This window comes from Desulfonatronospira sp. MSAO_Bac3, from assembly GCF_003838035.1.
Lineage (GTDB): Bacteria > Desulfobacterota > Desulfovibrionia > Desulfovibrionales > Desulfonatronovibrionaceae > Desulfonatronospira > Desulfonatronospira thiodismutans.
On record NZ_QYZY01000391.1, the window covers coordinates 1 to 12,341 of the forward strand.

Genomic DNA, 12,341 nt, shown 5'->3' on the forward strand with positions numbered 1-12,341 from the left:
AAAAAGCAGCAGCCATGCTTCAGGGGCCTCCGGGAAAGATGGTTGACCTGAAGCTCAGGCCTTTATCCGGGGAGGACATGGTAGAGCTCCGGGTGAAAAGAGAGGCTGTCCGGCCTCTGCATGTGGAGCTTTTGCAGCCCCAGGATCAGGCCGTGCTCAGAATCCGGGATTTTGCAGCCGGGAGAACCAGGGCCTCTCTCAGGGTAACCATCGACTATCTGGGTGCAGGCAGAAGACCGGTTTTTGTTGATTTGCGAGATGCCTCAGGAGGAGACCTTTTTGAAGCCCTGGACTGCGCAGCCCTGTTCATTGAGGCCGGCAGGTCCCTGGGTGGCCTGGAGACAAGAGGGTCCGGCCGGACCCTGATTAACTCCCCTCCCGGGGAAAAGCTGTCCAGAAAGATAGTTGTTTTCACTGGACCGAATACAGCCAGCGCGGCAGAAGCTTTTGTCTCGGCCCTTAAGTTTCACGGCACGGCCATACAGATTGGCCAATCTACTTATGGCAAGTGCAGCACCCAGACCCGGATTGCTTTGTCCGATGGGTCAGTTCTGCAGCTGACCAACGGACGTGTCCTGGGACCTGAAGGAGTCTCCTGTTCTCCTGAGGGGTTGGAGCCTGATATCAGTGTAGCCGGCAGCAGGCTTTACGACACAGCTTACCTGGTCCGAAAGGCCCTGACCTTATTGAGTACTCAGGATGCTCTACCGGAAACCAGGCAGGAATATACGCTGCAGCAGGTGGCTGATGAGGGAAGGCTCACTGTAAGAGCCCTGCGCGCCTGGGACAGGCTGCCGTCCGGGCATGTAAACCTGGTTCTGGATCTTGTTGAGCACGATATGGACCTTCTGGGGGCCAACCAGGATCAGGTCCAGGCCTGGGCGGATACAGCCCGGGACTCGGATGACCCGAATCTGGCCAGGCATGCAAGGGAACTGGAGTCCCTGGCGGAATACATGAAAAGCAGTTCCTGGAAGTAATCCCGGTTGTGTATGCTTACCCTGTTTAAGGAGTGAACAGTGTGAATAATAATTTATGCCTGAAATTTTTTCTGCAGCACTTGCCCTGTATAGGCTTGATAATCTTTATAACGTTGCTTTCGCCTTGCCGGGCAATGAGTTCGGTGGATCCTGTTCTGTACACCGACAAAGAACTCTGGGCCATTGGCAACCTCTGGAAACAGACTGAAGCCGCCTGGGATGCCGAGATGCAGGCCTACCGTGATAACCTTGCACAGATTGAAAATTCACCCATGTCCGAGACCCGGAAGCAGTATTTCATGCAGCGCGAAGTAAGCCGGCACAGAGCAGTGTCTCAGGAGCTCGGTCGCAAGAGGCATCAGGTGCATCAGGCAGTGTTAAACGAATCCAGTGCCAGGGCCGGTAATTCCCGGAGCATTCTTCGACAGCGCATAGACGCCTCCCTGGGAACAAGTATAGACGACCGGGCCCATCGCGGACTGATGGGGGATCTGGATGCAGCAGGAGGAGCCGTTGCAGTGGATAATGTGGAATCCGTTCTGCAGGATATGGGGCTGGACCATTTAACGGTTACCGACAGTCCGGCAACATTAGAAGTCGGTGCTCCGACTCCCTGGGGGGACGACCCTTTTGATCTTACAGTGCATAAACAAGGCCTGCCGGCCCAGGTAGGCAGCGAATACCACCGGATCCAGATTGAAAACCATGCCCGGAACCATGAAGTTTTTGTCTCCGCCTCCATGCGTGATCCGGTTACCGGCAAAACCCGGGCCGGGGCAGGATACGTTGAGGTCCAGGATCACCTGAAAAAGGCTTCCGGAGGACTTAATTCCAGTTCAGGAGATCTGGCAGGAAACCCTGAACTCATGCAGCCCATGGCTAAAAGTGTGGATAAAACCTTGAGAGTCAGTGAACTGCCTGATGAAGAACTGGGTTCAATCTTAGAACGTCACGGTATACGAGAGAGTCCGCAAGAGTTTCGCAGGAAACTGAACAATATAAAGGAAGCCCGTACCGTGGTCAGTGATCCCTCTGAGGCCGGACGTATGCGTCAGGCTGCAGCAGAAATTTTTGACTCTGCTGAATCCAGAACACTGCAGCGGGCCAATCAGGAACTCAGGGCCAGGGAAGATGCCCTGCGCCGTATAGATGAAAACATGCGCCGACTCGATAACGTAAGTGACACAGAGGCCACAAGGCTCAGAAAGGAAAGGCTGCAGCAATCCTACCAGCAGCGACAGAGTGCACTGCGTCAGGAAATAACAGATTCCAGGGCCAGAATGCAGGCCACTGCCGCTGCCAACGGCAGAAAACCGGTAATTGAACTGACAGGCCCGGAGACCCCGGCCGGGCCCACAAGGATGCAGCAGCTGGGCAGTGGGGCACGCAGAGCAGCCCAGGTTTACGGTACTGTTACTGATTTTACGGATATAGGTCATCTGGGACAGACCCTGGAAGACTATATGGAGGGGGATGCCAGCCTTTTTGATGTGGCCCGTCAGGGCCTGAGGGTACCGCCCTTGTCTGCTACCCCTGTGGGCATGGTCGCAGGTGGAGCGGAAACCATAGTTGGAACAAGCAAGAGAATGGGACAGAGCATAGTGGATGCCAGGGACGCCCACCTGACAATCAGGCAGGCCAATGAGAACAATCTGGCTGCCTACCTGACCCAGTGGGAAATCCGTTTCAGGAGGGCGGGCATGGACCCGGGAGAGGCCAGGGCATACGTAGCTGCTTCGGTAGAGGCGGGAAACCTGGACGTCCTGGAAGCCAGGGCCGAGGCCCTGCGTGCCGCCGGTGCAGAGATAGAATCGCCGGAACTGGTGATAGAGGACGGGATAGGACCTGACGGCGGCAAGCTGTACATGCTCTATAACCTCGGGGATGTAGTGTACGGGATGGGGGAGTCTGTCTACAGCGGAGCTGCTTATACCATCAGAGCCCCCGGGCGGATCGTGGAATCCTGGGCAGAAGGGGAACTGGCCGAGGCGGTCCTGGAATACGACAGCCGCACCGCTGAAGCGGATATGCGCGTACAGATGTTCAGAGCTCTGCGTAATGCCGGCATTGAAAGAGATAAGGCCCTGCAGGCGGTTAATGAAGGCGGCAGCTTCATGAGAAGTGTTTTTCAGGAGGCCAGAGAGCTGCAGGAGCAGGCCCGGCTGGAGCAGGAGAGGCTGGAAGCTGAAATCCTTGATCTGGAGCAGCGCATAAACCGAATCCTTTCGGAAATCAACAGGCTGCGCTGGATGGATATTACCGTGCACACCACACCTCCATCCCCCATGAACATTCCTTATGATCCGGATGCAGATGAGGATATGGTTTTTGAGGTGGAAATAAGCCTGGGGGGAGGTTTTCAGAACACAGTCAATCGCATCCGGCATGGAATCCGTGACGCCGCAGGGCAGGACCCTGATGTCAGCGTGACTTATGAGATATCCCTTCCCGGCGCCCAGGAGACGGAGCCGGGCCAGTGGCTGGCTGAGATCCCTGCAGTACCCGAGGCGTACCCTTTTTTAGTGGATATTGAGGTGAATATATCCGGTCTGGACGGACACTTTTCCTTCATGCAGCGCACGGTTCGGCGTCAGACGGGAGACGTCCTGCTTCTTCTGGCAGCAGAGGAAAAAATCGAGTTCCAAGAAAGCCAGTACAGTTTCACCGATGGGGACTATGAGCCAGTGCATGCTGTTGTCTCGAATCTGAACCCGGACAGCACTTACTATTATTACTGGACCTTTATGGAGCAGGACGGCATCACCGAGATCCCCGCCTGGAAGCTGCACGCCATCCTCGAGGACAGCGAAGAGCCCCAGAGTTTTACGGCTACTGTCAGCCTTGCAGACATAAGGACAGGTCTTCTTCTGGATGAAGACCAGGCCATGGTGCATGTGCATCCCGTGGAAATTCTAGAAGAAACCATCACTATGGATCTGTTTGAGAACCGTACCTACTGGACCACTGCAACACCTTTTGCCAACGATCCCACGGTCAGGTTTCCAGAAGCCACAATTATAGCCACCCCCGGGATTTCAGGAATACAGGAAGAGATATCCGAATACAGTTCCGACTGGGAGAGGCTGCAGGAAATGCTTCACCCCAAGGAGTCTGTGGAGGATATTATGAAGCAGCACATGCAGGCGGAACTGGAAAAAATGGGTATGGAACTGAGTGAAGCACAAATGGCTCAGGCTCTGCAAATGGCCGGCGGTCTTACAGGTCTTGCAGGAGAGCAGGGGATTGAGCCGCCGGACCTTCTGGGCAGCGGATATGTTTATCCAGGAGAGCCGGTAGAGCTGGACCTTACAGTTTCCGTGCCCATGCCCCCGCGGTTCAGGGTTATGTTTCCTTCTCCGCAAGGAGCAGCGTCCCTGGATGCCGAGGTGCGTGTCAAACACTGGATGCTTTCCACAGGGTTTATGTACAGCCCCAGGGTAAGGGGCAACAATGCCGCAACCTCTATTTCCTGGGTTCCGGAACCTGATGAGCACACCGAATCCTTTTCACTGGAGCTTATTACCAATTACAGCATTGATTTTTTCAAGGCCGGGACAGATGAACCCTTGGTGGAGGACGGTATACCCTTGAGATATGACCCCATGACCACATATTTTACCCTGGGATTTTTCTTTTTGCCGTTAAAAGAACCCCCCGGGACGCTGGAGACTGATTAGCAAAATGGTTCAGGCCCGGACTTTCCGCAATCCAAGAGAAGTCTGTACCCCGGGCTGATAAGAGCAGGCAGTGCAGGCAACGCCAGCATTTCCAGGCTCCAACCTTTTTGGGGAAGTAGTTCATCATGCACGATTATTTATTGTTTTACAACAAGATATGGCCGGGCAAGAGTAATGTAGTGCTCTTGGTGCTTGTATTCTCCTGCCTTGTCTTCCCGCAGAAAATCCACGGGGACTGGAATGATCCGTTGCAGGGTCTGCCACAGGTGATGGAGTTCGGGGCTTATCTGCCTGACCCGGATGAAGAGCAGGAAGCGGTGGTCACCCAAATCTGGGTCAGAACAAGTGCTTCAGGACATCTGCAGCTTCTGGATTCGGCAAAAAGACCGGTGGCAGGTGATGAGTCCAGTTCCCCGGTTGTCTTTTTCCAGGTTTTTCAGGACCCGGATCACGCTGAGGACCAGGCCTTTTTCGTCCAGTTTGTACCCCAGGGGAACAAACTGGGAACCCGGAGGCTGATCAGGGTTCACCCGGGAGAAAACATTTATATTTCTCTGGACCGGGGCCTGGCTGATCAGAGCTGGACCCTGAACAGGGTGCGAATGCAGGACTTTGGTCTTCAGGCTCAGGAACTTGAGTCAGTTGTATCCGTGGATTCTGTTTTTGATGAAGAAGCCCTTACGCAGGAACTGGAAGAACTTCTTCGAGTCTCGACTGTTCACCCGGGCGAAGATCCTGCGGGCAAAGTACATGAACAGCTGGGCCAGACTGAAGATTCCGCTGCTGCCGGGATGTTCAGTAAGGGTATGGATTTCATGGGCCGGGGAGAATATTCCCGTGCACTGGAGTATTTTGAACAAAGCCAGGAAATGGAGCCCACTCCTGAACTGGCAGACAGAATCAGGCGGCTTCGCTCTTATATCGAGCTGCAGCAGTAAATGCAGGCGTGTTTTTTTGAGAAAAGCGTAATGAATACTGCAGAGGTATCTGCTTTGAAGTTATCTGGGTGCAAGTAAGATGTGACTGCAAAAAGTCATTTTTGCAGTCACAGACGTCAGAGATCAGACGTCAGAGTTCAGTAAAATCAAAGACTTATGTAGATTGTTGGTTTCTGAATTATTCATTTCCCGACTTTTTGCAGGTGCATCAAGTAAAGAGATTCTTCCGGTAAAGGCCGGGGGATAAAAGGAGTCCAAAATGATTAAAGAGCTAAAAAACAGCTTTGTCCCTGTGATTTTTATGATGTCCTTAATGTTATTGCTTTTTTCAGTAAATGCTGCAGCAGAAAAGAACGAAACTGTTACGCGCTGGATGGGTGGATTTTATCTTGATCTTCCTGCAAATGCCCTGCCTCTGATGGAAAGAGATGAGTTGCTGTATATTCTGGGTATTGGCCCCATGGGAATTCCGCAGGATATTTCAGTTGAAGAGCTCAAGAAAATGGCCAGGGGAGGTGTTGGGCTGGGACACGAACCTCCTCCGCGCGGTCATGCCGAAGCCGGTTACCGGGGTTTTTATAAGGATTTTCAGGAAATGCTGCCTGAGATGAGTACTGATGAACCAGAATTTGAAACATCGTACATTACCCTGGCCGGAGAGGAGGCATTCCTGGTCAAAGCCATGTTCACAATGCAGGAAAATGCTCCGGATGGAACTTTTGACTCACATCAAACATGGGCTGTGGCGGTGAATAAGATACCTGATGCAGAGGGCAACTACCGGATGTTATTTCTTATGGCCAATGACCATCTTTTGAACCAGCATCCGGGTTTAATTGAAAGTATCCTGAAATCCGCAGATGCTGACAGCCCGCCTCCACTGGAGCTGGATTCCTATTTTACATACAAGGAAATTGGAGAACGGGAGTTCAACGATTTCCAGCCGGTGATGCTGCCGGGCAGGTATGCAGCTCTGGTGGACCGTTCCCGGTACGTGGTGCGCATCTATGACCATGGGGGAGAGGTCCAGCATGAATGGAGCTTTGAAGAAGAGGCCACAAGAGATAATCTTGCCGTAAGACGCATAGATGCAAGGGCGGAAAGCGATGGTCACCTGCTGATCCTGATAGGCAGAAATAATGAGAACCCGGATGAGCTTTTGAGATTCAGTCCCGCAGGAGAGCTTGATGACAGCTTTTCCCTGGATCTATCGGTGTCTGGTAAAGATGAACGTTTATATGCTCGTTACATAATCAGCTCAAATCAGAAAGGTCTTTTAATGGGTGCAGAATCCAGATCGGGTGATGCAAATGGCCCTTTTTTAGTCAAATTTTCAAGGGATATGCAAGTTCAGACAAAGTTGAATATGGACGGTACATATCCTTTTGCTATTTTTCCTGACGGGAGCATATTTGCAGTTTATGAAGATGATGCAGAAGGATTTTTTGTAAATTTGGACCATGAAGGCCGGCGTATGGAGGCCTGGGGCCTGTATGGTTCAGGTACACCGCCTGTATATGTAGATGAGTTCAATATGCCGGATTTTGAGCACCTGGAAGTTGATAATGCCGGCAATATCTATGCCCAGGAAAGATATTCCATATGGATTTATGACCGAAGCGGGCGTTTACTCCAGGTAGTACCCACCAGCAATCAGGCGGGCAACCGCAACGAAATGGCTGTGGGACCGGAAGGCCATGTTATGCTGGTAAATACCGGCAGGAGGCCGGGACCTATGACTTCCGGTCCTGCAGTGTTCATGTATAAAAACATAGAGCCTGCTGAAGTCAGGGCAATTGAAATGCCGGCACCTGCACCTCAGGAGCCTGAAGAAGTGGAAAGCAGCGAAACAGTCATGGGTGACGACACTGCTGAAGAGGTGGAAGTTCAGGAAGGATTCAGCCGGGAACTTTTGGCCCTGGTCAGCCAGGAAGGGCTTACAGTACGGGCCTTCAGGGCTTTTGAAGATGTGCCCCCGGGATTTAACTCCCTGGCCATGCATCTTAGGGGGCAGGGCAAAGATCTGCTGGGCGCAGATATAGATCAATTAGAAAAATGGATCAACAGCGCTGACAGCCTGCGTATGTCAGCAGAACATCAAAAGACCTTAAAAAAACTGCACGAACAAATGAATAAAGTTATGCAGGCTGCAGGTGTATCGTGATGATTTATAGGGATATGTATCTATATTAAGGAGACAATAAAAATGAAAATCAAACATAGAATATACCAGATAGTGTATATTTTTTCCTGCATGATGATCTTAATTCTGTCAGGGTCTTTTTTTACAAGATCAATAGCATCCAATGAACATTCTGAATTTAAGATAATAGATACTAATATGTCTTTAACTCAGAGTGTAAACTATGAAAAAGATATTTTAATACTGAGTGGTAATGTTAATCTGAATGGACATACCTTTACTTCTTCCGGATCTATATATCATGTGGGTGGAACCATTAATGTTAATGAAGGTAAACTGATTGTCGCTCATGACTACCGCCTGCAAAGCATGGAAAAAGATGATGAGGGTAAAAAGAAAGACAGCAGCGGGTACCTGGTTATGACCGGAGAAAACGATTCCGTATTGGTTCAAGGTGATTTCGTCACTCAGAGCAGTCACAGTCACTCCAACAGGCTGACCAGTGGAATCCTGGAAGTCCGGGGAAATTTCCAGCAGAAAGCGGGCAGCAATCATAATTTCAATGCATCAGGTTCTCATAAAGTAATTCTTTCCGGAAAGGAGAAACAGGATGTATCATTCGAAAGTCCAGGCAATTCCGGATTTGCTCTTTTGGAGATCTCAAATGATCATGTCCATTTCGATTCTGTTTTAAGGGGGTGGACACTGCATGATGATCTGAAAATCAGGAATGTAGGGCATGGTTTTACTGGTACAATGGATATGGCCGGAAACAAGATGACCGTTAAAGGGGGAATCCCGGAACATCATGGCACTTTCAAACTCGCAGGAGGGGCACTTGATATACATGGCGACTTTATCCAGTCCGGGGGGACAGTTGATATAGATGGAGGCAGGTTGACAGTGACCGGGGACTACCGCCTGCAAAGTATGGAAAAGGATGATGAGGGGAACAAGAAAGACAGCAATGGGTACCTGGTTATGACCGGGGAAAATGATTCCGTATTGGTTCAAGGTGATTTCATTACTCAGAGCAGTCGCAGTCACTCCAACAGGCTGACCAGTGGGACATTGGAAGTCCAGGGAAATTTCATGCAGAAAGCGGGCAACAATCATAACTTCAATGCATCAGGTTCGCATAACGTACTACTTTCCGGAAAGAAAAAACAGGAAGTATCATTCGAAAGTCCAAACAATTCCGGGTTTGGAATCAATACTATCTCTAACGAAGAGGTTTACTTCCTGACAGTTGTGAGAGGCTGGAAGTTGAAGGAAGATGCTGTCATCAGGGAAATGCACGGGTTTACCGGGACTATGGATCTGGGAGGACGCACGCTGACAGTGAAAAATCCGGTTACAATGCAGGGTCCAGGTACATGCAGTCTTTCCAGGGGGAAGCTGGTTATCGGAGGTGACCTGGTCCAGCCTGATGGCACCCTGACCATTGGTGGAGGCACACTGATCGTCCAAGGCGATTACATTATGCAAGGCATGCCTCAAGAAGAGGGAGGCGAGCCTGAAGACAGCCGGGGTTATCTGAATATGACCCACGACAGAGACAAAGTGCTGGTCAAGGGGGACTTCATCACTCAAACCAGCCGGAGTCATTCCAACCGTTTGACCCGGGGTGTTCTGGAGGTAAGGGGTGATTTTCATCAAAAAGCCGGCAACAACCACAATTTCAATGCCACTGAATCCCACAAGGTGCTCTTTTCAGGAGAAAATGAGCAGAGAGTTTTTTTTGAAGCGCCCGGCAATTCAGGTTTTGCCGGGTGTTCCATCTCAAACAAAGATGTCTATTTTGACAGCGTGCTGAGGGGATGGCGGCTGACAGATGATGCTGTCATCAAAGGGCTTTATGGCTTTAACGGTACCATGGATCTGGACGGTCACTCTCTCACGGTTGACAACTCTATATCTTTTGAAGGTCCAGGAACGCTGGATATATCCAGCGGAAACTTTACTGTTCAAGGCAACCTGGTCCAGCCTGATGGCACCCTGACCATTGGTGGAGGTACCCTGGTCGTCCATGGCGATTATATTATGCAGGGCATGCCTCAAGAAGAGGGAGGCGAGCCTGAAGACAGCCGGGGTTATCTGAATATGACCCACGACAGAGACAAAGTGCTGGTCAAGGGCGACTTCATCACTCAAACCAGCCGAAGTCATTCCAACCGTTTGACTCGGGGTGTTCTGGAGGTAAGAGGTGATTTTCAGCAAAAAGCCGGCAACAACCACAATTTCAATGCCACTGAATCCCACAAGGTGGTTTTTTCCGGTGACTCCATGCAGCGCGTCTCTTTTGAAAGACCGCAGAACTCGGGGTTTCAAATCCTGATTCTGGTAAATGATCACAATAACAGGGTTGTTCTTCCAGAGAGTTTTCGAGTCCACACCAAGTTTGGAGTCTCATTGAGTCCTGTGCAGATGGATCTGGTTTCCGGAGCCTCTTCCAACCTGGAGGTTGCTGTTGACGCCAGGGACCACAAGCTTTCCTGGGAACCAGTTGATATACAAGTGGCTTCTCTTTCCGAACTCGGGGAGGTTACAGGAGAAGAACCCGGGCTGACACAGATTAAATTAATAAGCCTGAATAATCCTGATGTCTTTCTTTACAGCTGGGTCAATGTCCTTCCCGAAAAGTCTTCAGTGTCAGACTATACAGCTGAGCATACAGTATTGCATGACCAGGTTACTGTAAGGGCTCTGGGCGCGTGGGGACATCTTCCGGATCGTTTCAGCCGGCTGGCCCTGGACCTGCGCAGGCATGGGGTCGACTTGCTGGGGGCCGATATGGCCGAGATCAGTGAGCTGCTGGCTAAAGCAGAGTCAGGGACCAACAGGTCTATCTCGGAATATGCCCAGGATATTCGAGCTCTCAAGGAGCATATGGAACGCTTTGCCTTTAATAATGAAGGGGAGCTGGTGCCGGTGGACACGGGGTCCAGTTTGTAGGCTGTGCTGCAACAACTCCCATAGCAAGGACCGGACAGGCCCTGCTTTTTCAGGTGGGTAAATGCCAGTATATCTTTTCACACAAGGTCAGGGGAGTGCTAGATGAGCAGTATTTCAAAAAGGTATTTTCCAGGGCACGGGCGAGGTTTTTGGATCAGTTATTCGGGCGTACTAATGTGTGCGCTGCTCTTGCTGTTGACTTTGTATATTCCTCTGCATTCAAAGGCTGTTCTTGCTTCAGAGCCTGTGGATACCACCCTGGTGGGGTGCGTGGTGGAAAGAAGTTTTTACAGTCTGGGACACCCCTTATTTGAACATGACCTGAACAGGGCTGAAGAAATATACAAGGGTCTGGTCTCGGATACCCCAGGCCTGGGGGATGTTTATCAGATATATCCGCACATTGATAAATCTCCCTATGAGCTTTTGGATCTGAGCGATTATGAAGGCAAGTCGCTGGGCATTAAAGGAAGTCTTCTGCCTGGAGACACTTTTTTCGTCTCCGGTGCTGACTCCGTGACCGTTCTCCAGGACGCCTGCCATGAGAACCTTCTGGATGTTATCACGCAAAAGATGGAATTGGTGTCTTCAGCTCTTTCCACAGATGCCGGCGCAGACGAACCCACAGACATCAGCCATTCCGGCCAGGGCAGGGCGGCCCCGTCTTTCGAAACCGACCTGCCACCGGAGCTTTTGCCGCTGGCAGAACAGGATGCGCTAACAGTCAGAGCCTTGCGCGGATGGGGCATGCTGCCTGAAAAATTTGACAGCCTGATTCTTGCCTTCCAGCACCTCGACTCTGACCTCCTTGGTGCTGATCATCGACAAATACGGGTACTGTCCCAAGAGGCGCGGCAAGACAGTCAGCTTGAACAATGGGCCGACCCTCTGGAACAACTCGCCGAAAGCATGGCTTTAATCACGCGTGAAGTTCAGTAGTTATCTAACGGGGCTGCAGTATGTTCAAAGCTACGATGAAAAATGTAACTATCTGGGAGTTTCAAGTACATGTTCTTCATATAATCAAATGTGACTATAAAAATTCACATAGCACACATTTCTTGAGTAAAATGCAGTGCATAACTTTTTGACTTTTGTCACTGAACAATTCTTCGAGATGTTATGCAGAGCCGTGTGAGTCTTGAGCAAGCGTGTGAGGAGGTATGAATGGCGGGAAAGATGCTTTACTTTTACTTCAGGAAAGCCTCGATTCTGCTGGTTTTTTCTGTACTGTTTCTGTCTGTGTTTTGTGCTGCCCCGACATGCGGCGACCCTGGAGATCCCTGCATTCGCTCGGGGTTTGGCTGTTCACGCCACTCACTGCCCACAGACCCTGAAATATGGGAATATTGCGCTGGTAAGCAGTTTGGCGTTGAAAAGCTTCAAGCAGTAGAGGAATGGCAGGACCAGCGGTAGAACCGGCAAATTGTTTTCATGAACATGGATTACAGATCCCATGCCATTGATTGATGCATTCAGATGCACGCATTAAATCATTAAATCAGCTGACAGCAATGTTTTGAAATATTGAGCGGACATTGTAATGTTATGAAGGGCAAAAAATAAACTTGAGCAAGGAGAAAGTGCCATGGGTGAAATCTTGATCGGTATACTGGTTATGGCCGGCTTTATTGGTTTTGTCATCTGG

6 protein-coding genes are annotated in these 12,341 nt (G+C 50.6%); all 6 read left to right on the forward strand.

Features of this window, described 5'->3' with window-relative positions:
* Nucleotides 1-980 (forward strand): S41 family peptidase (locus D5S03_RS13710; RefSeq protein ID WP_287044485.1); only part of this gene is annotated, 980 nt, incomplete at its 5' end.
* 134 nt (nucleotides 981-1,114) lie between these two features.
* The gene (locus tag D5S03_RS13715; RefSeq protein ID WP_287044487.1) at nucleotides 1,115-4,657 is read left to right on the forward strand and encodes a hypothetical protein; all 3,543 of its coding nucleotides are present in this window, start codon (nucleotides 1,115-1,117) and stop codon (nucleotides 4,655-4,657) included.
* Nucleotides 4,658-4,782: 125 nt separating this feature from the next.
* Nucleotides 4,783-5,595: a hypothetical protein gene (locus tag D5S03_RS13720; RefSeq protein ID WP_008868665.1), complete on the forward strand. Its 813-nt coding sequence runs from the start codon at nucleotides 4,783-4,785 to the stop codon at nucleotides 5,593-5,595.
* Between the two features lie 259 nt (nucleotides 5,596-5,854).
* The gene (locus D5S03_RS13725) at nucleotides 5,855-7,759 is read left to right on the forward strand and encodes a hypothetical protein (protein ID WP_008868664.1); all 1,905 of its coding nucleotides are present in this window, start codon (nucleotides 5,855-5,857) and stop codon (nucleotides 7,757-7,759) included.
* Between the two features lie 282 nt (nucleotides 7,760-8,041).
* A complete protein-coding gene (locus D5S03_RS13730; RefSeq protein ID WP_287044489.1) occupies nucleotides 8,042-10,693 on the forward strand; it encodes an Ig-like domain-containing protein in 2,652 nt (883 codons plus the stop codon).
* Between the two features lie 201 nt (nucleotides 10,694-10,894).
* Nucleotides 10,895-11,632 (forward strand): hypothetical protein, encoded by a 738-nt coding sequence (locus D5S03_RS13735; RefSeq protein ID WP_287044490.1) that lies wholly within the window; start codon nucleotides 10,895-10,897, stop codon nucleotides 11,630-11,632.
* Nucleotides 11,633-12,341 lie beyond the last annotated feature (709 nt).

Excerpts from the sequence above, each read along its gene's own strand:
- D5S03_RS13715 (WP_287044487.1), top strand. The coding sequence starts at position 1,115 with ATGAGTTCGGTGGATCCTGTTCTGTACACCGACAAAGAACTCTGGGCC.
- D5S03_RS13720 (WP_008868665.1), top strand. The coding sequence starts at position 4,783 with ATGCACGATTATTTATTGTTTTACAACAAGATATGGCCGGGCAAGAGT.
- D5S03_RS13725 (WP_008868664.1), top strand. The coding sequence starts at position 5,855 with ATGATTAAAGAGCTAAAAAACAGCTTTGTCCCTGTGATTTTTATGATG.